Here is a 22,964-nt window from a genome sequence, read left to right as displayed (position 1 = left end):
TCGTTCTTTAACATCCAGGGGATTGCAATGCATCCAATGTTGACTATTGCCACACGCGCTGCACGCGCTGCGGGCCAAACTATTATGCGCGCCTATACTGAACTTGACCGTGTTGAGGTTAGCAGTAAAGGTATTAATGATTTTGTGACTAGTGTAGACAAGGAAGCAGAAGCAACTATTACTTATCAAATTCGTAAATCTTACCCAGATCACACTATCGTGGGCGAAGAAGACGGTGAAAACCGTGGTACTGACAAAGATTACGTTTGGATAGTTGATCCTTTGGATGGCACTAACAACTTCGTTCGTGGTATTCCTCATTTCGCAGTTTCTATCGCAGTTCAATATAAAGGCAAAATTGAAGTTGCCGTTATTTACGATCCTGTTCGCGAAGAACTGTTCTCTGCCGTACGCGGTAAAGGCGCTAAGCTAAACGATTTCCGTTTACGTGTAACCAATGTTAACGACCTTAGCAATACCATGATTGGTACTGGCTTCCCATTCAAGGCTCGTCAACACACTGACACCTACATGGCTATTTTAGCTGAAGTATTCCCGCAGTGTGCCGATTTACGCCGTACCGGTTCTGCAGCATTAGACCTAGCTTACGTTGCAGCTGGCCGTTTAGATGGTTTCTTCGAAATTGGTCTAAAGCCATGGGACATCGCAGCTGGCGACTTAATTTGTCGTGAAGCTGGCGGCACCGTCACTGACTTTATGGGTGCTCACAACTACATGACATCTGGCAATATTGTGGCTGGTAGTCCAAAAGTAACCACGCAATTGGTTAAAACCATACGTCCGTTACTAAACGAAGGATTAAAGCGCTAAGCTTTCCCCTCGACAAGACATGATTAAACACCGCTAGTAGCATTTATGGCTATTAGCGGTTTTTTTGTCTTTGAATTTGCTAAAGTTGAGCCAGATCACTGGGCAAATTATCGAAACTCACCGATAATGGATATTCATTTGCGTCCAGAATAACCATTATGCCATTACATAAAGCGAAAGATTTAAGCATCAAATCCTTAAAGAGCTTTGAACATCTAGTCCTGTTCATTATTGCCCTAGCCACCTTATTTGCTATCGGTGAAGAAATTCTCCACATGATCGCTATTCGCACCGTTGAATTAGCCGACTTACTCTTGCTGTTCATTTACCTTGAAGTACTTGCCATGGTGGTTAACTACATCGAGTCGGGTAAGCTCCCAATTCGCATGCCGTTATACATTGCCATCGTCGCGTTAGCGCGTTATCTCATTTTAGACATGAAGGCCATGGAAGACTGGCGCATTTTAGCGATATCGCTATCGACCATCGTATTGGCGTGTACTGTCATTGTGATCCGTTGGGGTCAGTTAAAAATGCCTTACCCTAAAAACCAAGATTACGACAATTAGAATAGCGTCATTAAAACCAAGGTTATTGAACATTAACTCTGCCTTAGCGCTTGCTTAACAAAGTAATTATGCTAACAATAAGATTAATCGTAGCAAGACAACACCCATTAATTCAGTGTTTTGATTTTCAAGGAGCGACAGTATGGGCCAAGAGCCAACAGGATTTGACGAAAAACGCGGTTCACTTAGAGTTGATATGGAAGCAGAACGGGTACGTTTAGATTGGATAAACGCCCAAGGTGAGTCTTGCCTGGACTATGGGGTTTGCATTGATTTAGCCCGAAAAGGCGTATTGCTAGACTTTAAAGCGGCTTTTAAACTTGGTGATCTCATCGCAATTACCTTCAACGAAAACACGCCTAAGCAAAATACCATTAAAGGCCAAGTGTGTCGCTGTATCGAATGCACTCCACAAAGCTACCATATTGCGCTGCAATTAATTTAACGCATTGAATATTCCATGCAGTCTGAGTGGGCTGCTCTATACTCAATAGATAACCAGCATCACCCATTTGCGACGTTATACGACGTTAAGCATAGAGGACCGAAACATGATATTGCTCGTTGGTGGAGAAAAAGGTGGCAGCGGAAAAAGCTGTTTAGCGCAAAACCTTGCGGTATACATAACCCAAAAATTCGATGCCAATGTGTTGATGGTAGATTGCGATCCTCAGCGTACCACATCAGATTGGATCCAAGCCCGAAACAATGACCCCAGCTTAAAAGCCATTAATTGTATTCAACTCTATGGCAAAATTCGTAATGATCTGTTGAGCCTCGATGAGCGATTTGACTATGTTATTGTCGATTGTGGCGGCCAAGATAACCTCGCGATGCGTGCAGCGATGTCAGTGGCAACTTATGTGGTAATTCCATTAAGACCAAAGCGCCGCGACCTAAAAACATTGCCGCACATGGAAGACATGCTTAGCACCTGTAAAATGGTTAACCCTAAAATGGTGGCGTCGATTGTGATTACTCAATGCCCTGCACTACCGTCACAAGGTAAGCGTATTTTAGAAGCCAAAGAGGTTGTGCAATCATTTGGATTACGTGCGCTAGACTCGGTCACCTTTAGTCGTAATATCTACGATGACAGCGAAGAAAGCGGCTCGTCGGTCCTCGAAATCGAACCCGAAGGTAAAGCGGCCGACGAAATTCGCGCCATTGCCGATGAGCTTTTTGCCATACCGCCAGAAAATCGTTATGAGTTTAACTGATCTCAAGCGTAAAAAGCCCAAAGACACCCTCCAAAAGGTGTCTGTGGATGACTTTATTGAAGATGCAAATAACTATGCATTAGGTAAAACAGCGGGGCAAATAGCACCGAGTCAAACTACGGCACAGTTTCTTAAAGGTCTCGATAAAAAGAGCACTAAAATCTATCGCCATGCGACATTTACTCTCACCGAAAAAAGCATTTCACAACTTGATGAAATTGCCAAAACCACCAAAGTGGCTAAATCTAAAATTCTCAGAGTCCTGATAGATGAATTTTATCAGCAACATGACAACGACCAATTAACCATATTAAGTAAGTCGTCTCGTTAACCGCACTTGATTTTCCGTAATATTATTCACGCATTCTAATTTAGCTCCGCGACCTTAGTCGGGTATGCAACTGCCCTCTAATACCATTATTTTGTGAGAAACCATGTCGTTGATTTTATTACTCACGCAACAAATGTGCGTGTAACTCGTTATCGTCTACTTAGTCAGTAAAACACCGCTATTTAAATTTTTTGCTGAGGGTTCAAAGCGCCTATCGCACAAAGTTTTTATTTATGTGGTGTTTTCACTTTTTGTATTATGGCGACCTATTTTGGTGAGCAAACTACCGGTGCAATTGCCAATACTCGAACCATGGGCGCTGTGCTCGGCGGATTATTAGGTGGACCAGTGACCGGTTTTTTCGTGGGTCTCACCGGTGGATTACACCGCTATTCTATGGGCGGATTTACCGATATAGCCTGCGCAATATCCACAACCCTTGAAGGTCTATCAGCGGGGTTAGTCAGCTACTACTTAAACAAAGCAGGCAAATCAGAGTCGGTGTATTCACCGTCTAAAGTCTTTATGGTGACATTTTGTGCTGAACTGATGCAAATGAGCCTAATTTTATTAATTGCTAAACCTTTCGATCAAGCCTGGGCTTTGGTTTATGTTATTGCACCGCCAATGTTACTCATTAACTCGCTTGGTGCAGCCATGTTTATGAGTATCGTTCGCGATCAAAAAGCCATGTTCGATAAATTGTCATCGAGCTTTTCAACTAATGCGCTGAAAATCGCCGAACGCAGTGTCGGTATTTTATCGAAAGGGTTTAACGAAGAGTCTAGCCAAAAAGTCGCGCAAATCATCATTGAAGAAACCCGTGTTGGTGCGGTTGCCATTACTGACCGTCATAAATTATTGGCCTTTATCGGTATTGGCGCCGACCATCATTTACCTAATACGCCGATTTCGTCTCAAATAACCTTAGATGCCATAGCTCAAAATGAAGTCATGTTTGCTGACGGCGTAGACACTACCTATACTTGCTCAATCTCGAATCATTGTAATCTTGGCTCAAGTTTAGTGATCCCACTGCGTAGCAACGACGAAGTCGTCGGTACCATTAAATTGTATGAGCCTAAAAATAAGTTGTTTTTAAATATCAATCGCACCCTAGGTGAAGGAATTGCACGTCTGCTGTCTAACCAAATTCTATATGGCCGCTTTGAACAACAAAAAAACTTACTCATGCAAGCCGAAATTAAATTACTCCACGCCCAGGTTAATCCACATTTTTTATTTAATGCCTTAAATACCATTGGCGCGATTATTAGTCGTGACCCACCCATGGCCAAAAAGCTGATTAAACAATTATCGCAATTTTTGCGCATCAACCTCACTCGCACCACAGGTTTGGTCACCCTAGCTGATGAGCTAGAACATATCGATGCTTATCTCGCCATTGAGCATGCGCGGTTTATCGACAAGCTTAATGTCAGCATCAACATTCCCGCCATTTATCATCATCACAAAATGCCTGCATTTACCTTACAACCATTAATTGAAAATGCAGTAAAACATGGCACATCATTGTTGTTAGACGAAGGCGTGATAAATGTTGAAGCCAGCACCGACGGCAATGACCTACTCCTCAGTGTTACTGACAATGCCGGGTTATACCAACCTTCAACCAATACTGAGGGACTAGGCATGAACTTAGTCCATAAACGATTACAAAATCTTTTTGGTGAACAATACGGTATCGAGGTTCACTGCAAAACAGATGAATTCACTTGTGTGCAAGTGCGTATTCCCCTTGAAGAGGCCACATTATGATCCGCTGTTTAATTATTGACGATGAGCCCTTTGCCCGCCAAGAAGTAGCCGATCTTCTGGAGAAACACTCTGATATTGAAGTCCTAGCGCAATGTGGTAATGCGATAGAAGCGTTACAGCACATTAATCGATTAAAACCCGACCTGATTTTTGTTGATATCCAAATGCCACGGATAAATGGAATGGAATTAATTGCCATGCTCAATCCTGAGCAAATGCCTCGGGCGGTATTTATCACCGCCTTTGACGAATACGCAATAAAGGCATTTGATAACAATGCTTTTGATTATTTATTAAAACCCATAGATGAAAAGCGCTTCAATCAAACATTAGAGAAAGTCAGAGCCAATATGGCACCTCAACTCTTAGATCCCATCTTACCTAAGCGATTAGTGCATTTACCCTGTTACAGCGGCAGTAAACTTAAAGTGGTTACCACAGCTGATGTGGAGTTTATCGTCAGTGATGTAGGCGGTATTCACGTACATTGTCGTCACGGTTTTAGTCATACGCAATTAACACTTAAAGTGCTCGAAGAAAAAACCGCGTTATTTCGCTGCCATAAACAATACCTACTCTCACCTGATGCTATCTCTGAAATTGAAATAACCGACACAGGAGCAGATGTCACCACTCACAGTGGCGCTAAAGTGCCTGTTTCACGCCGCTATCTTAAAGAATTAAAGCAATTATTAGGCTTTTAATAGTATGTTGATGCGAGACAGGTAACACGCTTTCCCAAGGGTAAAACGCTTGAAGCGCATTATTTACCGCTTAACCCGTCAATTAAACCTGTTACCGAGTTTGACCCCTATTAGACACTAAGATGCATTAACCTTGTCTTACTATATTTATGGGGAGATATAAAATGACTTGGTTTCTACTCTGTGTTGGTTTACTCATTGGTGGGTATTTTATTTACGGGGCTTTTGTCGAAAAAGTATTCGGCATTAACACTCAACGACAAACACCTGCTTTTACTCAGACTGATGGTGTCGATTTTGTGCCTATGTCTAAAGGTAAAGTCTATTTAATTCAATTATTGAACATTGCTGGCGTGGGCCCTATTTTTGGCCCCATTTTAGGGGCGTTATATGGTCCAGCCGCCATGTTATGGATTGTGTTGGGTTGTATATTTGCAGGTGCTGTACACGATTACTTTTCAGGTATGTTGTCGGTTCGTAATAACGGCCAATCAGTGCCTAACCTAGCCGGTAAATATTTAGGTAAAAACGCAAAACACTTTATGAACCTGTTTGCGATTATCTTATTATTACTCGTCGGTGTGGTATTTATCTCTGCGCCAGCAGGCTTACTCAGTAAATTAACCGGGTTTGATGTAACCATATTTGTCGGCATTATTTTCTGCTACTACCTTATTGCTACCATCGTACCCATCGACAAAATCATTGGCCGTTTTTACCCTTTCTTTGGCGCACTGTTAGTGTTTATGTCTCTTGGCTTAACCATCGCATTAATGCTGTCAACTGAACACACCATGCTACCTGGTTTTGAAATGGGTGACTTCTTCACTAACCTTAATCCTAACGATATGCCATTATGGCCTGCGCTGTTCATCACCATCGCGTGTGGTGCAGTATCAGGATTCCATGCTACGCAATCTCCATTAATGGCGCGTTGTGTTGAAAACGAATCAAACGGTCGCTTTGTGTTTTTTGGTGCCATGATTGGTGAGGGTGTTATCGCACTGATTTGGTGTGCTATTGCATTGTCATTCTTTGGTGGTGTTGAAGGCCTTAATGCGGGTATGGCAGGCAACCCTGCAAACGTAGTATACGAAGCATCAAATGGGTTACTTGGCGCATTTGGTGGTTTCTTAGCTATCCTCGGTGTCATTGTACTGCCTATCACTTCTGGTGATACCGCGTTCCGCTCTGCTCGCTTAATCTTGGCTGAGTTCTTTAACATCAAACAAGTTGCACTGCCTAAACGCCTAGTGCTAGCGCTACCATTGTTTGCCATCGGTGCAATATTAACCCAAGTCGACTTCGGTATTATCTGGCGCTACTTTGGTGTCGCTAACCAAACCACGGCAGTGTTAATGCTGTGGACCGCTGCAGCATACTTGCTGCGCCATAATAAATTCCACTGGATATGTACGGTTCCGGCAATGTTTATGACCTGTGTGGTAATAAGTTTTATGCTTAACTCATCAACGTTAGGAGCAGGCTTACCCATGACAGTATCAACGGTTGCTGGCATGGTAACCACAGCGATTATTGCGGCACTGATTATTATTAAAACCAAAGGTAAAGGTGATATTGATTCAGACGATGAAGACAGCATCAATTTAGCCAACGAACAGTAATACTTACATCATCAGCAAAACGGCAGCCTCGACTGCCGTTTTGCATTGATATCACTTTGGCAGCAATGTGGGTATAATATTGGCAAATTTAATTAGCTCTCACGGCCCATGACACAAGCAAACAACCCACTTCACGGCATAAAGCTGGAAACTATTGTTACCGAACTGGTTGAAAAATACGGTTGGGAAGAACTCGGCTCGAGGATCAACATCCAGTGTTTTAAAGACAATCCGAGTGTAAAATCGAGTTTAAAGTTTTTACGCAAAACACAGTGGGCACGTGACAAAGTTGAATACTTGTACCTTAGAGTAAACAAGTTACCTTTACCGCCACCTAAAGATGACTCTCGCAGGTCCGCGTCTAAGCCTCAACATGCTGCGGCTAAAAAGCCTCAAACGGTTAAATCGCCAACCAGCAAATCAACCGATACACCGGGTAAGCCTGTCAATGCCAACATTTGGGGCAACGGATAATAGATAAACAAAAAAGTGCTGAATATTCAGCACTTTTTTTGTTTACGTTTCGGCTATTGATGTCTTTTAAATGCACACTCTTACAGTGTAAATATTTAAAGTGTAATTAATTACACTTTAAATAATGTAACGCCCATCACCCGTTTAAATAGTCTATAACGGGAATTCAAAAATCAAGCGCCATACTTTTAAACCGCCGCCGACTTGATAACTTAACCCGATATGATCAATTTCAACACTGTCTAAGCCAATAGCCGAAAAATTAATCGGTTTAGAGAAAGCCAAAGTCGAGCCGATTTCATAAGTGTATGACGTTAGGACATTTTCACCGACTGGCGTGACAAACTTAAGTTGGTTAAAGTACCAGTGCCCTGCAACAAACACTCTCGGTTCAACCCGAATATCATCCCATTGCCAATCGTAATTCAAGGCAAAATCAATACCTGTTTTTAGCACCGAATAACCTTCAGTGCTGTCGTTTTGATTGCTCTTATAACCTGCATAGTAAAGACGATTAACCCACACAGGGCTGTATTCAGCGGAGCCGAAACGATACAGGCTCGACAAGCCAGTAGAGTAAATACCCACATGACTATGGGTCGAAAAGTTATGACCGTATCCCAAATCCACGTAAGACTCTAACGTCAATTGGTCGTCCACCAGCCAATGATATTCAATACCAGGAGTCAGAGTTAGCGTACCGACGCTTTTAGGAAAACTACCACCAGGCAAGTCATTAAAAGAATAATCAAAAAAACCAAATGATGCCGTTAAGCGTAATTTCAACAGATGATCGTCAGACTCTTCAAGATCAAAGCCTAAAGGAATATTCACCACAGCCGCACTTTGCCCAGAGGTGCGATAAATACCGCTGCCTAAATAATTGGCGAAAGCGTAGTGTGAAGCATCGGGTTCGGAGGTTATCTCTTCTGCGGCAGCAGCATGATGAGTCGTCAAGATGGAAGGTAAAACGAGTGCAGAAACAAGCCAAGCTGAACGTAAAAAACGACACGATGATAAACCCACAAGACTATGATGTCGCCTTTGATTTATCACCATATCGTTATTGTTCGATCTGCTTATTCGTCGTTGAAATGGTATTCAGACATCATATGACCAAGTTCAGTTGATTTGGTCTTCAAATATGACTCGTTGTACCGATTTTTACCCACTTGCAGTGGAATACGTTCAGAGACTTCAATACCTGCATTTTGCATCGCCATGACTTTACGCGGATTATTGGTCATTAGGCTGACTTTTTCTACGCCAATTTTTTTTAGCATAGGTAAAATCATGTCGTACTTACGCATATCGGCTTCAAAGCCTAAACGCTCATTGGCTTCAACGGTATTGGCACCGGCATCTTGTAATTCGTAAGCACGGATTTTATTCAACAAACCAATACCACGACCTTCTTGGCGAAGGTACAGCAAAAAGCCTTGACCTTTTTCTGCAATGTTCTGCATCGCAGCCTGTAATTGAAAACCACAATCACAGCGCAAGCTGAATAATGCATCCCCTGTTAAGCACTCAGAATGAATACGACCTAACATAGCTTGAGTGGGATCAAGTTGACCAAATGTCAATGCAACGTGTTCTTTACCTGTCGCGGTTTCTTCAAAACCGTGCATGTCAAAAACACCCCAAGGAGTGGGTAATTTAGATGTTGCGATATATTTTATCGACATGAATTAACCTTACGACAACTAACTGTAAAAGAAAATATTAAAACTTAGCAGGGGCAAAACCAGTCACTTCTTTAATGCCCATTTCGCGGCCTAATGCCGTCATTGGATGCACCACAATCAGACCTTTTACAGACTTATTCAATTTGCCCATATCAGCTTGTTCAGCTTTCGTTAATGAACGCTTGAAGCCAAGTGTTTTTAACGCTGTGCCTTCTTTACTTAACTCACGAGTTTGCTGGCCTTTAGTGCTGGCAATACGCTTAGTTACAGTGGCGATCTCTTTCTTAAACTGCATGATAACCGTGGCATCACCACGTTGTTCAGCCGCTGCTAATTTACGACGAAACTTGTCTAACTTATCATTTAATGTTTGCAGTTCTTGCTTTAAATTCATTTGGTTACCTTAAATACTTTGGTGTGTTATTGAATAGGCTACTTAGTTGTATACCTCACAACACCTTTTCGGATGCAGATTATATACCCAAACCCACCTAATATGCGACAACCAAACACTGCATATATGAATCAGCCAACAACTTTATGCCTCTCAAGTGTCATGTTAAACAATGATTTTAAAAAAAAGGCAACGCCCTAAAACACCCTTTTTATTTATCCAGTGCTTATTCTACAACCAAACCGGATAAACATTGTGCAGTCTCGCGTTCTCGCAAACGTTTTTATCACATTTATGTGTAAACCTCATTGCAATCTTTATGATAATCATTATCATTCGCAGCAATTCCATCAAAGGTATCCGTTATGACATCGCTAAGACTCTCGCTACTGGCTATTGCCTGCCAAAGTGTTTTATTTCCTGTTTATGCTCAAGACTCAACGCCAACAGAATCAAATACTCCAACTCAAGCATCATCTGAGGATTATGAACGCATTACCGTATATGGTCGCCAAAACCAAGTGGTAATGAATTCTGGCCTTGCAACGAAATCAGATATGTCGCTGATGGAAACCCCCGCTGCGGTAGTGATTGTTGACGAAGCATTAATCGATGCCCAAGGCGTCAGTAACATGCAAGATTTAATTCGTAATATCAGTGGTGTGACCCAAGCGGGTAATAACTACGGTATTGGTGACAACCTCGTCATTCGAGGCCTAGGAGCAAACTACACCTATGACGGCATGTATGGTGGCGCAGGACTTGGCAACACCTTTAACCCTACCCGTTCGCTCACTAATGTCAGTTCAGTTGAAGTGTTAAAAGGCCCTGCAACCGGATTGTACGGAATGGGAAGCGCTGGCGGCGTAATGAATTTAATAGAAAAGAAGCCAGAGTTTGTCAGTAAGCATGTTATGGAAGCTGAAGTGGGTCAATGGGACACATATTCATTTATGGCTGATAGCACAGGTGCTGTCACTGACGATGTCGCCTATCGTGTGGTAGCCAAAAGTGCTCGCAGTGACGGATACCGCGATTTAGGAACCGACCGCGACGAAGTCTACGGCTCGCTAAAGTTTGTGTTGAACGACAATCAAAACCTCATGCTGTCTACCGCTTACATAAACGATTCTATTCCCGTAGATTCCATTGGCCACCCAATCCGGATTTATAATGCGGCTTCTGTTGATGGTAAAACGGCAGACAAGGTAAGTTGGCAAGATTTGGTTAATGACCCTACCAGCAGTGGCGTGCAGCTTACCGATGAGCAGCGTCAACAACTGGCTAATTCACTGAGTGCATCAGATGGTGAAACACCTTACGATTTTGGTCACAATGGCTTAATTTCACCAATGGCAAAAGATAACGAAGGTGAAGAGTTACGTTTCAAACTGACTCACAACATTTACTTAACCGATAACCTGTTTTTAAACCAACAATTGCAATACCGAAATTATGAAACCAGTTTTGCTCGCCAAACTGGCGCGTATAACTACGTGTATTGGGAACGAAATGGCATCATTAACCAAGACCCACGCGCGCCGTTAGTTGAAGATGAAGTGTTATATCCTTACGCCGCTCGCCGTCAGGAGTATCGTAAAGTTTCTGCCGATGAACAATCTTGGCAATACTTTGCTGACTTACGTTACGACTTTGACATTGGCAATATCGAAAACGAACTACTGATTAATGCTAACTTTGAAGACCGCACAATTCGCTTCAAACAATACTCAATTTGGGATGCCGATTACGTATTAAAAGACAGCAATGGCGATGTATCTTACCAAGGTACCCTGCCATACATTTACGATATTCGTAACCCCAACTGGGCCGAAGGCGAATTTGAAGATTACGATCCATTACTGACCAGTAATTACAATAAAACCGTCACCGCATGGGGGTTAGGCGTACAACATGTCGGATACCTTGGTGCTGGCTTTACCAGCCGTATTGGGGTGGCATTTAATGAAATTAAGCAAACCTATGAACATCTCGGTGTTGATTCCCGTTACAGCTCAAGCTTAGCTGAGCCACAACCAGAAGCGGACACAACAGATAACGGAATTACCTTCAATCTTGGCTTAACGTATATGCCAACGGATGATGTTTCAATTTTCGTTAATCACTCTAAAGGTCGTACAGCCTACAGTGTGTTGGGCGATGTTACCGGCAATGAAGCCGACCGCGAAGACTCAGAATCGGTCAGTAATGACTTAGGCGTGCGTTTCAAAGCGTTTGATGATCAACTATTAGCCTCATTAGTCTTTTTTAAATCATCACGGACTAATATTGCCTACAGTAACCCTGACTACGACAGCAGTGCGGTAACCTCTACAATAGACCCTTATTTTTACGACGGCAGTGAAGATACTAAAGGCGTCGAGCTCGATTTAAATGCCAATTTAAATGAACAGTGGAAAGTGAACGTTAATGGCGTTTACCAAGATGCTCGCGACAATCAAGATCCTAATAGCAGTGATTATGGTCAACACCAGAAAGGCGTGCCATACCTTACAGCAAGTGCCTGGGTGACTTATGCAGCAGAACTGAGTTTACCCGCGCCAGTATCGGTAAGCTTAGGGGCTGAATATGTCGGTGAACGCAGCACCAACTCAAGCTCATTTGGTATTCCAGACGGTTATGTGCCAAGTTACACCGTATTTGACACGGCCATCAGCTATGATGTTGAACGGTATAAAATTCAGCTCAATATTAATAACTTACTTAACAAGTCATATTACGACAAAGCCATGTTCCTAGGCGGTTTACCTGGCGAAGAACGTAACGCTAAGTTAACGGTAACCTACCGTATCTAATCAACACCACTCAACACAACACAACACACTGCCAGCACGTGACCGTGCTTGGCAGTGTTTTTGTTTATGGGGGTATTACTTTATGATGACGGGCATTAATCAACCTGAACTCAGGTTAATCAATAAAGAGGGATAATCTACTCCCCTTCATTAAGGACAATATTTAATGGCCGACAGTTTAGTTAACTCATATACCTTGCCTAACGGTGGCATCATCCCTAACCGTGTTGCCAAAGCCGCCATGGAAGAAAATCTTGCCAATGCAAAACAACAACCTGATAGCGCGCTGCTTGCACTTTACGATGCGTGGGCAAAAGGTGGCGTGGGTTTAATGATTACCGGTAATGTCATGGTTGACCGTTATGCCATGACAGGTCCTGGTGGCGTCGCGTTAGAGGCCGATAGTGATATAGCGCCATTTACACAGTGGGCCAGCATTGCTAAGCAAAAACAGGCCCGAGTGTGGATGCAAATAAACCACCCTGGCAGACAAGTGTTTAAAGCCATGGGCGGTAAAAACCTAGCGCCGTCGGCTATCGCATTAGATTTAGGCAAGCATTCATCGATGTTTTCACAGCCTAAAGCCATGACTCATGATGATATTTATGATGTGATTAACCGCTTTGTGACCACAGCGAGTTTGGCCCAACAAGCAGGCTTTGATGGTGTGCAAATCCATGCTGCCCACGGTTATTTACTCGCACAATTTTTGTCACCGCTCACTAACAAGCGCAGCGATGAATGGGGCGGCAGTCTTGAAAATAGATCAAAGTTACTGCTTGAAGTGGTTAAGCAAGTCAGGCTGCGCTGCGGAGATAAATTTGATATCGCAGTTAAGCTTAATTCAGCTGACTTTCAACGAGGCGGTTTTGATATTGACGATGCCGAAAAAGTCATTGCTATGCTGGCGCAATATCAGGTTGATATGGTGGAATTATCTGGCGGCAGTTATGAAGCACCGGCCATGCAAGGCAGAAGTGCAGACGAACGAACCCTCGCCCGCGAAGCTTATTTTCTCAGTTTAACCAGCCAATTAGTGGCAAGTTCGCCCATTCCATTAATGTTAACCGGAGGCATTCGGCGTAAAGCCGTTGCCGAACAAGTGCTCGATGCAGGCTTTGCATTATGTGGCATTGCCAGTGCACTGGCATTTTACCCTAGCTTAGTAAACACCTGGCAAACTCAGCCCGACTTTACGCCAGAGTTACCGAGAGTCGACTGGCAAAGTAAGCCGTTGGCGGGATTAGCGACGATGGCCATCATTAAACGTCAATTAAGACGTATGAGCCAGGGACACACACCACAAACCGATGATTCACCAGTGTGGAGTTTATTGGTCGATCAATTTAAAACCAAACAACGGACAAAACGTTATCGCAAGATGCTCGGGATCACTCACGGGTAAATCGATGCACAATCTGATTACTGCTTCCGCGCCACAATAGCGCGGGATCAGCATTTTCTTGCTCAAACTTACCGTCAATCAATACATCAACAAGTGCAACCACAGCTTGTTGCGCCTCGCTTAACTCATCAAGCTGATAACCGCTCCACAGCCAAATGTCTTTGTCTGGACATTCTTGCCTAACCCGTTTAACTAATTGGAGTATGGTTTCAACATTAACAGGATGCAGTGGATCGCCACCGCTCAACGTTAAGCCTCGACGCTTTATGCGGTTATCATTTAAATCTGCAATAATTTGATCTTCAAGCGCTTGAATATATAGGTGGCCAGCATCAGGTCGCCAGGTGTTTTGGTTATAACACCCTTTACACGCATGTTCACACCCACTGACAAATAACGTACAGCGGGTGCCCTCGCCATTGACTACATCAACACTGTGATAAGCACTGTAATGCATTACAAATGTTTCACTCTGCGTTTAACTTCTTCTTGTTTACCAAAATTAAATGGTCTTGCATCTGGGCTGCCTAAATAGCCACATACCCGGCGAGTCACCGACACACGGCTCGGCTCATGGTTGCCACACTTGGGGCAAACAAAACCTTTGCTGGTACAATTAAACTCACCAATAAAGCCGCAATCATAACATTCATCAATGGGAGTATTGGTGCCGTAATAAGGCACTCGGTTGTAACTGTAATCCCACACGTTTTCTAATGCTTCAATGTTATGTTGCATATTGGGGTATTCGCCGTAGCAAATAAACCCACCATTAGCGATTGCCGGATAAGGCTGTTCAAAATCAATTTTATCGAACGGGTTAACTTTTTTCTCAACATCTAAATGGAAGCTATTAGTGTAATAGCCTTTATCGGTCACGCCCGCAACGACGCCAAATTGTGCGGTATCAAGCTGACAAAAACGGCTGCATAGATTTTCGCTTGGGGTGCTGTATAGGCTAAAACCATAACCGGTTTCTTGTTTCCAGGATTCGGTAGCTTGCTTGAGCTTACTGATAATCGCCACCGCTTTATCGCGAAGTGCAGCATCATCAAACACATGTTTATCAGCACCATAAATGGCATTGATGGTTTCGTGCAAACCAATAAAGCCTAATGAAATAGACGCGCGGCCATTTTTAAAAATTTCACTGACATCATCATCCGCTTTTAAGCGAACGCCACACGCACCTTCCATATATAAAATCGGTGCAACACGGGCTTTAACGCCTTCTAAACGGGCAATACGGGTATCGAGCGCTTTACGAGCGATTAATAAACGTTTTTCAAGTAACTGATAAAAACGTTGCTCATCGTTATCTGCCTCTAAGGCAATACGCGGTAAGTTTAAGCTCACCACGCCGAGGTTGTTACGCCCTTCATGCACCAGTTGCCCGTTTTCTTCATAGGCGCCTAAAAAGGAGCGACAACCCATTGGAGTTTTAAACGAACCGGTGACTTTGACCACTTGCTCATAATTTAAAATATCGGGGTACATGCGCATACTTGAACATGTGAGCGCCATTTTTTTAATGCCGTAATTAATGTCAGTTGCTTTATGGTTAACGCCATCTTTAATCGCAAATACCAATTTAGGGAACACTGCTGTTTTGCGGTTTTTTCCAAGGCCAGCCATGCGCACTGTGAGCATCGATTGTTGGATTAACCGCGATTCCCATGAGGTCCCTAATCCAAAGCCAAAGGTCACAAAGGGTGTTTGTCCGTTAGCGGTATGTAAGGTGTTGACCTCATACTCTAAAGACTGGAAGGCATCGTGACATTCTTTCTCGGTTTGCGTCATCGCAAAACCTTCTTCATCGGCTACTTGCCACTTTTTCGCCACTGCAAGGTGTTTTTGATAACTTTTTTGCACAAACTCAGCTAACACTTCATCGATGCGATTAATGGTTGTGCCACCATAAATATGGCTCGCCACCTGGGCAATAATTTGCGCCGTGACCGCTGTCGCAGTCGAAATGGATTTAGGCGTGTCAATTTCAGCATTACCCATTTTAAAGCCATGAGTTAACATGCCTGCTAAATCAATCAACATACAGTTAAACATCGGGAAAAATGGCGCGTAGTCTAAATCGTGATAATGGATTTCGCCTTTTTCATGGGCGGCGACCACATCTTTTGGGAGCAAATGCGTTTTGGCGTAATGCTTAGCCACAATTCCGGCTAACAAGTCACGTTGAGTGGGAATCACCTTGGCGTCTTTATTGGCATTTTCGTTTAAAATGGCACTGTCAGACTGTTCAACTAAGCCACGAATAGCGCAATTTAATTTACTTTGTGCTTCACGGTGTTTATCGCGATCATGGCGATATTCAATGTAATGGCGCGCAACAGATTTGAATGGACCCGACATTAACAAGACTTCAACGGCATCTTGTAAGTCATGAATATCTACCTGGGCTTTATCAGCCATTTGCGCTTGTACCGTTTCAGCCAATTCAAGTGCATATTTGTGATCTGCTTGCCCCGCAGAATCCATTGCAGCCACTACCGCATCTTTAATACGACTTGCGTCAAACGCAGTACGGCATCCGTCCCTTTTCACCACAACAAGCATACAATCCACCTTTTCAGAATGCCGCAACAAACACCATATATCGGCGCAGCAGTATCAATAAACACTATATGCTGTGTATTAGGCGCTATATTGGGCGAAGCTTCTTTGATCCAGATCATAAGAAAGCAGACTGATGGGTATAACATTAAGCGAGGTAGTCAAACACTAAATTGGCGAGAGGCAGGCCACCTCACTACCTGTGGCCTGCTGTAAGAAATTAATGTCCTGCTAACGTTGCTTTAAGTAAATGGGCAATATCGTGTACCGCGGCCTCACCCGCTTTAATGGCTTCTTTAGCACGATGAAACTCCATTGTGCCAATATCAAACACTTCAGGCACGATGCAAATATCTGGTGGCTCACCCATTAAACGAGACCGTTTATGGCGCTGCTCTAAAATGTCCATCGACTGTGACATCACCGCGATCATTCCTGGATGAGACTTGCCTCCTCCGAGCGAAAATTTATCGGTCAAGCCGCTCATATAATCTTTGCCTTTGCCCCACAAATCCATAAAGCCTGATTCTAACTGCTTTTTCTCTTCTATCGGTTCAGAAGGTTTAGGCACGCGGCTTTTGACTTGTTCAGGCAACATGTGCATATGGCCGCGGCGATGACCATTTAAGTCAACTGCAATAACAATATCGACGCCCATGGCACGGCACAAAGACACCGGCACAGGATTAACCACCGCACCGTCGACTAACCAGCGGTGGTCTTGTTGTACTGGTGGTAAAAAACCCGGCATCGAGCACGATGCTCGCACGGCATGGCGTAAATCTCCTTCTCTAAACCAAATTTCCTGACCAGAATATAAATCAGTCGCCACTGCGGCAAAGGGCCGCTTGAGCTGTTCAATGTTAAGATCGCCAATACGGCCCGCTAAAACATCAAACACTTTTTCACCACTGATTAAGCCGCCTTTACGCCAACCTAAATCCATTAATCCGAGCACATCCCAACTAGAGAAACCGCTCACCCAGGTTTCAAGTTCGGCTAAATGATCATTTGCGTATGCCGCGCCCACTAATGCGCCCACAGAGCAACCGGCTATTTTATCTGGATAAATATCTAATGCGGCTAAGCCTTTTAAGACCCCAATATGCGCCCACCCTTTTGCGGCGCCGCTGCCTAATGCTAATCCTACAGTCAGCTTTGTCATCGTTAATCCTTTCAAGCGAGGAATTTATTCACACGTCATTACTCATTGAATCACTTGTTGATGTTCAAAATCAAAATTTCAACCTAAATGAGTGATGTCAAAAAATAGCATAACCAAAGCGACTCTTGTTGGCTATAGCACAGTGAAACCGCTATAATCCGTGGCTATCATTTTTTAGGGGATTTACCTTTGCAATTTACCGATTTTCAATTGGACAAGCGTCTGCTTGACAGTTTAAAGCACCTTGGCATTACCACGCCTACCGATGTTCAAGCGCAAGCACTGCCCATTGCCTTATCTGGTAAAGATTTAATGGCCTCGTCTAAAACGGGTTCAGGTAAAACCTTAGCGTTTTTATTACCCGCTATGCAACGCGTTATCTCGACTCGCGCCTTGTCTAAAAAAGACCCACGCGTATTGGTATTGTTACCCACTCGCGAATTAGCTCAACAAGTATATGGTCAACTGCGTTTATTGGTGGCCAACACCCAATACAAAGCAATCAGTGTATTAGGCGGCGAAAACTTTAACGACCAGGCTAAAGCATTGGCTCGCGATCCGCATTTTATTGTCGCTACGCCAGGTCGTATTGCCGATCACTTACAGCAACGTCACCTCTTTTTAAATGGGCTTGAGCTGCTGGTACTTGATGAAGCAGACCGTATGCTCGACTTAGGTTTTGCGCCGCAGTTAAAAGCCATTAACGATGCTGCCGATCATAAGCGTCGACAAACGTTGATGTTCTCTGCCACGCTAGATCACGACAGCATTAACGAAATTGCTGCTACGTTGCTTAAATCACCGAGCCATGTGGCCATTGGTGAGTCTTATTCTGAGCATAAAGACATTGAACAGCGCATTATTTTGGTAGACCATTTAGACCATAAACAAGCATTGCTGCAGCATATTCTGAAGCAAGAACAACACAAGCAAGTGATTGTGTTTACTGCAACACGCTCTGATACCGACCGTTTAGCAACATTATTAGCTGCAGAAGGTTTTGCCACCTCTGCATTGAGCGGTGACTTAAAGCAATCTGCACGTAATCAGATTATGGACAAGTTTGCTCGGGGACAGTCACAAATATTGGTTACTACTGACGTCGCGTCTCGCGGTCTTGATTTAGTCAACGTGTCATTAGTGATTAACTTTGACATGCCAAAATTTGCTGAAGAATACGTACACCGTATCGGTCGTACTGGCCGTGCTGGTGCTAAAGGTGATGCGATATCATTTGTTGGCCCTAAAGATTGGGACAGCTTTAAAAAAGTGCAGCTATTTTTACGTAAAAACTTTGATCTGACTGTCATTGAAGGCATGAAAGCTAAGTTCAGTGGCCTAAAAGACAAACCTACCACAGGCAAAGCGGACAGCGTACAACCTCGTGATGCGGTGAGCGGTAAAGCAAAAGTGGCGAAAAAGGCCAAAGCAGCACCTAAGCGTGATAAACGCTTTATTACCGGTGTTGACGTAGGTGATGCGCCAATGCGCCGTAAAGCCAAACCCATTCAAATTATTGAAGAAGACAACAGCTCAGAAGACTAACTATCTTAAACTTGGGATAATAAACGTCTTTTAAGTAAACAACATTAAGGGTTGCGCATCACCATTTGTGCAACTCAATGCATAACGACACGTTCGCTATACGCCTACGTGCAGTACAAAACAGTAAGGATTAACATGAAAATTTGTGGTGTAGAATTAAAAGGCGGCGAAGCCATTATCAGTATGCTGACCTATGAAGGTGAAACCTATAACGTGCCAGCATGCCGTAAAATCTCATTTAGCGTATCAAACTCTAGCGAAACAGAATCTATCCGTGAATTTCACTTTGCTTTTCATAAGTTGATGGAAGATTACCGAGTCGATCAAATTGTGATTATTGAGCGTGAACAAAAAGGAAAGTTTGCTGGCAGTGCGACCAGCTTTAAACTTGAAGCGTCAATTCAAATCACTGACCTTCCAGTACACCTTATTTCACCTGTTGCCATTAAAGAACAGTTAAAGCGTAATCCACCGCAGGTTGATTTTGAATCGTTAGACTTAAAGCGTGTACAACAAAACGCATTCGATGTGGCTTATGTACAACATAACCGCATTATTTTTGGTAAAGCGTAAGCCTGTCACATTATGGCGTTACTGCAAATTGATCAGTAACGCCACTATCATGCCTTTATCATTCGCTGCTCATTTCATTTAATGACTCGCACCATTTAATTAGCACCCAAGTTGCCCTCATGTCAGACAGCAAACCCAAAAGCCGCCAAGCTCCGCCAAAAATGCCACTTAACGCTGCTAGTCAAGCATTAAAGCCCAAAACAGATATGAGCAAGCTCATCACCAGCGCCGACATTAAACAGCGTCAAAGTGAACTTAGTGCATTACGCTTTTTGAGTGGTTATCGCGCTGACATCGTCGAGCAAATACGACAATTGGTTGATACCAATGCATTAGGCGCACACTTTTTAAGTCGCTACCCGCGCGTGCACGATATCCGTACTGACAAAGCCTTGTATGATATGACCATCGAGTTGAAAAACACTTATATGCGTCAATCAGATCCATTAGCAAAAGTAATTTTTGATGAAAAAATTAATGTCAGCCATCACGCACTTGGGTTGCATTCTTATGTCAATCGCCGCCAGGGCAACAAAGTTAAAGCTAAAAATGAAATCCGCATATCTTCACGTTTAAAGCACATCCCTTTTGAACTGCTGCAAATGGTGGTGGTGCATGAACTCGCTCACCTGCGTGAAAAAGACCACAATAAGGCCTTCTATCAATTATGTACTTTTATGCTGCCAGACTATCACCAGTATGAGTTTGATATGCGGGTATGGCTGGTCGCCGAAGAAGCGGGGCAATCTCCTTACGCGTAAGCCTCGCGTATTAAGCACCCCTTCACACCTTGTAAGGCCAACTGCCTGCTAACAATAATCCTCTCACTAACACCTATCTCTTATTTGCACACTTAACTCTAATGAGTGACATCTTCGCTTAACATTTGGTTATAAATACCCTTGTTGCTGTGTCGTTAGACAGCTTATTGTGGAGCTATTTATCCATAATGATTGGACGATATGAATATGTCTATTCGGCGTGATGACCTTTATTATCCACACAACTTAGAAAGCAACAGGCTTTAGTTCGCTATCACTATTCGTTTATAAAACATCAAAGTGTGTGCTTAAATATTAATGTGGAGAAAAACATGTCTCATCAAATCATTCAAGATCTTAACAACCGCTATACTGCAAAAAAATATGACCCAAGCAAACGTATATCTGTTGAAGATATGGACGTGCTAAAAGAAGCAATGCGTTTATCTGCCTCTTCAATTAATGCACAACCATGGAAATTTATCATTATTGAAAGTGATGAAGCCAAACAGCGTTTTCATGACACATATGCCAACATGTATCAATTTAACCAACACCATGCAAAAGCGGCATCACATATTATTTTATTTGCTTACAATCCTCGTTTTACTAAAGAACAGTACAAAAAAGTAGTGGATATCGAAGTCAGCTCAGGCCATTTACCGGCAGAGATGTTTGATAATATGCTCAATGGTGGGTTTACCTTTGCAGAGGTAAATACTGATGAAAGTGGTTATAACGGCTACTGGACTAAAGCACAAACCTACATAGCCTTAGGTAATACTTTGCATGTACTGGCACGTTTAGGGATTGATTCAACCCCGATGGAAGGTGTCGATGCCACCTTAATTGGTAAAGAGTTTGAACAGGAATTAGAGGGTTATGTATGTGACGTGGCCTTAGCAATGGGTTACCACATGGATGGCGAAGACTATAATCACGGTCTACCTAAAGCACGTTTAGCACTTGAAGATATCTTCATCGAGTTATAACTGATTATGATGGGGTTAATGCGACAACACATCGCTTAGCCCCTTATTAACATCACGATAACGTCATTACACCTAACCACAACGCATTATAGTAAACTCTGGTAGTGGCTCGCTCCGGTTTATGAATTAACTCGCCAAGGCGGATTTAAACGATTTTCACCCGCCCAATAAAGCTTTAGCTTATTGCCACTCGGGTCAAACAATATCGCCTCACGCCATAAATAGGCTTCATCTTTGGGTAACTGAGCAAACTCAATGCCTTTTGCTAGCAAGTCATCTACCCAGCTATCTAACTCAGCATGTTCGAAGTAAATCACCGCGCCATTCATCGTCGATTCAGGCGCTAATGATAACGAAAACGAACTCTGCCCCATCGGGCATTCAAAGCGCGCATAATGTGGCGTATCAACGATTAAGGTAAACCCCAATAATTGATAAAACGCCACCGCCTTATCCATATTTGACACAGGTAATGTCACTTGATTGAGATTCATAGCTTCCTCAAATTAATTGTTTTTTGTAAGATGAAGGTTAGGTAGACATCTGTAAACCAACAACTTCATAATGGTTACTTCATGACTATCGCACCTTAATAAGCAGTAGTTCTAAATGCCATTATGGTTTGATAATCGCATTCATAACCGGAACAAAATGCAGTTGTCCACCAATGAAAATCACTCTCTCTTTATTCGCAAGTGCCGTTTTAAGCTTTGTCACAGCGTTAAGATCTCTAAACTCATTTATACGGTCTTTAATTGCTTGGAACTTCGAGAACTCAATAGTGTTAAGTTGAGCATCGAAAATATCAGCCGTAGTAAACTCATTCCATGAAATCGTTTTACCAACCATTGACGATAACATACTGTTTAGCTGTTCAATTGAATGTGGCTTCGAAAGGATTTGATACTCTTGAGCAGGAAAACCAGACTCTCCCAATAATGACGTCATTTTCTCAGTCGCCTCAGCAAGGTTAGCATGGTTAAATAATTGAGGAGCCTGTCTTAACAGATAAAAAATCTTCACGCTTTCACTATCAAATTTATCCAAGATAAACCGAGCTTCACTTAGACTATCACCTTCCCAAGTTGATACTTTGACATTATTATTTTTCGCTAAAAACTGTATAAAACCCATTTCACCACAGCACTCAACTGCGGCTGACTGGCTCGCTTTATCTGGCCAAAATCCGCCCTCTAAAAGGATTAACGAAGGATTAAGTTCATAAAATAAGTTTTCGATATCAACTAATTGAAGATCATTGATATTGTTTGTATGCGTTGTACCAATAATCATATACCCAGCATCTAATGACCTTAACAACGAAATATTTGATTGTGGTTTATAGTTATCTCCCGCTAAAGCCGGTCCAGTCAATATCCAAAATACCCATAAAATTAATGATTTTCTCACTTTCACTTCCCTGTACATAAAACGACTCATAAAAGGTTTTTGATAAACCATCCTACTGGTTAATATCGCCGCTATAAGCTTCAATTTCAATAACCAATGTTCATATTCCCT

The 22,964-nt window shown here is 42.9% G+C and carries 22 protein-coding genes and 1 pseudogene; 15 read left to right on the top strand and 8 right to left on the bottom strand.

The features are described from left to right. Nucleotides 1–27 precede the first annotated feature (27 nt). From suhB to ACROAE_RS13930, 9 genes and pseudogenes are all read left to right on the top strand, one after another. Nucleotides 28–831 carry an inositol-1-monophosphatase gene (gene suhB, locus ACROAE_RS13970; protein WP_432402752.1) on the top strand — a complete coding sequence of 268 codons (804 nt, stop codon included), beginning with the start codon at nt 28–30 and terminating at the stop codon, nt 829–831. Nucleotides 832–989: 158 nt separating this feature from the next. Then, nucleotides 990–1,400: a phosphate-starvation-inducible protein PsiE gene (locus ACROAE_RS13965; protein WP_432402750.1), complete on the top strand. Its 411-nt coding sequence runs from the start codon at nt 990–992 to the stop codon at nt 1,398–1,400. A gap of 142 nt (nt 1,401–1,542) precedes the next feature. Then, nucleotides 1,543–1,845, top strand: a complete 303-nt coding sequence (locus tag ACROAE_RS13960; protein ID WP_432402748.1) for a PilZ domain-containing protein — start codon at nt 1,543–1,545, stop codon at nt 1,843–1,845. A 106-nt stretch (nt 1,846–1,951) separates the two neighbouring features. Beyond that, the gene (locus tag ACROAE_RS13955; RefSeq protein WP_432402746.1) at nt 1,952–2,620 is read left to right on the top strand and encodes an AAA family ATPase; all 669 of its coding nucleotides are present in this window, start codon (nt 1,952–1,954) and stop codon (nt 2,618–2,620) included. Next, nucleotides 2,607–2,951: a replication protein RepA gene (locus tag ACROAE_RS13950; protein WP_432402744.1), complete on the top strand. Its 345-nt coding sequence runs from the start codon at nt 2,607–2,609 to the stop codon at nt 2,949–2,951. Before ACROAE_RS13955 ends, ACROAE_RS13950 begins: the two co-directional genes overlap by 14 nt. A 151-nt stretch (nt 2,952–3,102) precedes the next feature. Further along, nucleotides 3,103–4,730: pseudogene (locus tag ACROAE_RS13945) on the top strand (LytS/YhcK type 5TM receptor domain-containing protein). Continuing rightward, the gene (gene btsR / locus ACROAE_RS13940) at nt 4,727–5,434 is read left to right on the top strand and encodes a two-component system response regulator BtsR (RefSeq protein ID WP_432402742.1); all 708 of its coding nucleotides are present in this window, start codon (nt 4,727–4,729) and stop codon (nt 5,432–5,434) included. Before ACROAE_RS13945 ends, btsR begins: the two are co-directional and overlap by 4 nt. Before the next feature lie 164 nt (nt 5,435–5,598). Continuing rightward, the gene (locus tag ACROAE_RS13935) at nt 5,599–7,059 is read left to right on the top strand and encodes a carbon starvation CstA family protein (protein ID WP_432402740.1); all 1,461 of its coding nucleotides are present in this window, start codon (nt 5,599–5,601) and stop codon (nt 7,057–7,059) included. Nucleotides 7,060–7,167: 108 nt separating this feature from the next. After that, nucleotides 7,168–7,533, top strand: coding sequence for a VF530 family DNA-binding protein (locus ACROAE_RS13930; protein ID WP_432402738.1), 366 nt, complete (start codon nt 7,168–7,170; stop codon nt 7,531–7,533). A gap of 153 nt (nt 7,534–7,686) precedes the next feature. On the opposite strand, the gene ACROAE_RS13925 is transcribed toward ACROAE_RS13930, so the two are convergent. From ACROAE_RS13925 to ACROAE_RS13915, 3 genes are read right to left on the bottom strand one after another with little or no spacing between them, the layout of a single operon-like run. Continuing rightward, nucleotides 7,687–8,559 carry a hypothetical protein gene (locus tag ACROAE_RS13925; protein WP_432402736.1) on the bottom strand — a complete coding sequence of 291 codons (873 nt, stop codon included), beginning with the start codon at nt 8,557–8,559 and terminating at the stop codon, nt 7,687–7,689. A 53-nt stretch (nt 8,560–8,612) separates the two neighbouring features. Beyond that, a complete protein-coding gene (ribA, locus tag ACROAE_RS13920; protein WP_432402734.1) occupies nt 8,613–9,221 on the bottom strand; it encodes a GTP cyclohydrolase II in 609 nt (202 codons plus the stop codon). A 37-nt stretch (nt 9,222–9,258) separates the two neighbouring features. Beyond that, nucleotides 9,259–9,615, bottom strand: a complete 357-nt coding sequence (locus ACROAE_RS13915) for a YibL family ribosome-associated protein (RefSeq protein WP_432402732.1) — start codon at nt 9,613–9,615, stop codon at nt 9,259–9,261. Nucleotides 9,616–9,980: 365 nt separating this feature from the next. On the opposite strand from ACROAE_RS13915, the gene ACROAE_RS13910 reads away from it, so the two are divergent. Continuing rightward, nucleotides 9,981–12,431: a TonB-dependent receptor gene (locus tag ACROAE_RS13910; protein WP_432402730.1), complete on the top strand. Its 2,451-nt coding sequence runs from the start codon at nt 9,981–9,983 to the stop codon at nt 12,429–12,431. A 166-nt stretch (nt 12,432–12,597) separates the two neighbouring features. After that, nucleotides 12,598–13,836: an NADH:flavin oxidoreductase/NADH oxidase family protein gene (locus tag ACROAE_RS13905; RefSeq protein ID WP_432402728.1), complete on the top strand. Its 1,239-nt coding sequence runs from the start codon at nt 12,598–12,600 to the stop codon at nt 13,834–13,836. Here ACROAE_RS13905 and nrdG read toward each other — a convergent pair. The 3 genes from nrdG to rssA form a co-directional block, all read right to left on the bottom strand. After that, on the bottom strand, nt 13,823–14,293 hold the full coding sequence (gene nrdG, locus ACROAE_RS13900) for an anaerobic ribonucleoside-triphosphate reductase-activating protein (protein WP_432402726.1): 471 nt from the start codon (nt 14,291–14,293) through the stop codon (nt 13,823–13,825). The two genes, ACROAE_RS13905 and nrdG, sit on opposite strands and share 14 nt — an antisense overlap. Continuing rightward, nucleotides 14,293–16,410 (bottom strand): anaerobic ribonucleoside-triphosphate reductase, encoded by a 2,118-nt coding sequence (nrdD, locus tag ACROAE_RS13895; protein ID WP_432402724.1) that lies wholly within the window; start codon nt 16,408–16,410, stop codon nt 14,293–14,295. Before nrdD ends, nrdG begins: the two co-directional genes overlap by 1 nt. Before the next feature lie 217 nt (nt 16,411–16,627). Then, a complete protein-coding gene (rssA, locus tag ACROAE_RS13890) occupies nt 16,628–17,572 on the bottom strand; it encodes a patatin-like phospholipase RssA (RefSeq protein ID WP_432402722.1) in 945 nt (314 codons plus the stop codon). Nucleotides 17,573–17,761: 189 nt separating this feature from the next. On the opposite strand from rssA, the gene ACROAE_RS13885 reads away from it, so the two are divergent. The 4 genes from ACROAE_RS13885 to ACROAE_RS13870 all read left to right on the top strand — a co-directional run bounded on the left by ACROAE_RS13885 (nt 17,762) and on the right by ACROAE_RS13870 (nt 21,443). Continuing rightward, complete coding sequence (locus ACROAE_RS13885; RefSeq protein ID WP_432402720.1) at nt 17,762–19,117, top strand: DEAD/DEAH box helicase; 1,356 nt, start codon at nt 17,762–17,764, stop codon at nt 19,115–19,117. 135 nt (nt 19,118–19,252) lie between these two features. Then, the gene (locus tag ACROAE_RS13880) at nt 19,253–19,690 is read left to right on the top strand and encodes a DUF3010 family protein (protein ID WP_432402718.1); all 438 of its coding nucleotides are present in this window, start codon (nt 19,253–19,255) and stop codon (nt 19,688–19,690) included. Nucleotides 19,691–19,896: 206 nt separating this feature from the next. Next, nucleotides 19,897–20,451: a YgjP-like metallopeptidase domain-containing protein gene (locus ACROAE_RS13875; RefSeq protein WP_432402839.1), complete on the top strand. Its 555-nt coding sequence runs from the start codon at nt 19,897–19,899 to the stop codon at nt 20,449–20,451. 332 nt (nt 20,452–20,783) lie between these two features. Continuing rightward, nucleotides 20,784–21,443: a nitroreductase family protein gene (locus tag ACROAE_RS13870; RefSeq protein ID WP_432402716.1), complete on the top strand. Its 660-nt coding sequence runs from the start codon at nt 20,784–20,786 to the stop codon at nt 21,441–21,443. A gap of 119 nt (nt 21,444–21,562) precedes the next feature. Here ACROAE_RS13870 and ACROAE_RS13865 read toward each other — a convergent pair whose 3' ends face one another. Both ACROAE_RS13865 and ACROAE_RS13860 read right to left on the bottom strand, forming a co-directional pair. Then, nucleotides 21,563–21,937 carry a VOC family protein gene (locus ACROAE_RS13865; protein ID WP_432402714.1) on the bottom strand — a complete coding sequence of 125 codons (375 nt, stop codon included), beginning with the start codon at nt 21,935–21,937 and terminating at the stop codon, nt 21,563–21,565. 121 nt (nt 21,938–22,058) lie between these two features. Then, a complete protein-coding gene (locus ACROAE_RS13860; protein ID WP_432402712.1) occupies nt 22,059–22,853 on the bottom strand; it encodes a hypothetical protein in 795 nt (264 codons plus the stop codon). Nucleotides 22,854–22,964 lie beyond the last annotated feature (111 nt).

Source organism: Shewanella sp. MF05960 (assembly GCF_050849305.1).
GTDB lineage: Bacteria > Pseudomonadota > Gammaproteobacteria > Enterobacterales > Shewanellaceae > Shewanella.
This window is presented reverse-complemented; position numbering and strand designations above follow the sequence as displayed.

Coding starts and splice junctions, on each gene's coding strand:
- nrdG (WP_432402726.1), bottom strand. CDS start 14,293: ATGCATTACAGTGCTTATCACAGTGTTGATGTAGTCAATGGCGAGGGC.
- ACROAE_RS13955 (WP_432402746.1), top strand. CDS start 1,952: ATGATATTGCTCGTTGGTGGAGAAAAAGGTGGCAGCGGAAAAAGCTGT.
- ACROAE_RS13950 (WP_432402744.1), top strand. CDS start 2,607: ATGAGTTTAACTGATCTCAAGCGTAAAAAGCCCAAAGACACCCTCCAA.
- ACROAE_RS13910 (WP_432402730.1), top strand. CDS start 9,981: ATGACATCGCTAAGACTCTCGCTACTGGCTATTGCCTGCCAAAGTGTT.
- ACROAE_RS13875 (WP_432402839.1), top strand. CDS start 19,897: ATGAGCAAGCTCATCACCAGCGCCGACATTAAACAGCGTCAAAGTGAA.
- ACROAE_RS13965 (WP_432402750.1), top strand. CDS start 990: ATGCCATTACATAAAGCGAAAGATTTAAGCATCAAATCCTTAAAGAGC.
- ribA (WP_432402734.1), bottom strand. CDS start 9,221: ATGTCGATAAAATATATCGCAACATCTAAATTACCCACTCCTTGGGGT.
- ACROAE_RS13870 (WP_432402716.1), top strand. CDS start 20,784: ATGTCTCATCAAATCATTCAAGATCTTAACAACCGCTATACTGCAAAA.
- nrdD (WP_432402724.1), bottom strand. CDS start 16,410: ATGCTTGTTGTGGTGAAAAGGGACGGATGCCGTACTGCGTTTGACGCA.
- rssA (WP_432402722.1), bottom strand. CDS start 17,572: ATGACAAAGCTGACTGTAGGATTAGCATTAGGCAGCGGCGCCGCAAAA.
- suhB (WP_432402752.1), top strand. CDS start 28: ATGCATCCAATGTTGACTATTGCCACACGCGCTGCACGCGCTGCGGGC.
- ACROAE_RS13880 (WP_432402718.1), top strand. CDS start 19,253: ATGAAAATTTGTGGTGTAGAATTAAAAGGCGGCGAAGCCATTATCAGT.
- btsR (WP_432402742.1), top strand. CDS start 4,727: ATGATCCGCTGTTTAATTATTGACGATGAGCCCTTTGCCCGCCAAGAA.
- ACROAE_RS13930 (WP_432402738.1), top strand. CDS start 7,168: ATGACACAAGCAAACAACCCACTTCACGGCATAAAGCTGGAAACTATT.
- ACROAE_RS13960 (WP_432402748.1), top strand. CDS start 1,543: ATGGGCCAAGAGCCAACAGGATTTGACGAAAAACGCGGTTCACTTAGA.
- ACROAE_RS13935 (WP_432402740.1), top strand. CDS start 5,599: ATGACTTGGTTTCTACTCTGTGTTGGTTTACTCATTGGTGGGTATTTT.
- ACROAE_RS13865 (WP_432402714.1), bottom strand. CDS start 21,937: ATGAATCTCAATCAAGTGACATTACCTGTGTCAAATATGGATAAGGCG.
- ACROAE_RS13915 (WP_432402732.1), bottom strand. CDS start 9,615: ATGAATTTAAAGCAAGAACTGCAAACATTAAATGATAAGTTAGACAAG.
- ACROAE_RS13905 (WP_432402728.1), top strand. CDS start 12,598: ATGGCCGACAGTTTAGTTAACTCATATACCTTGCCTAACGGTGGCATC.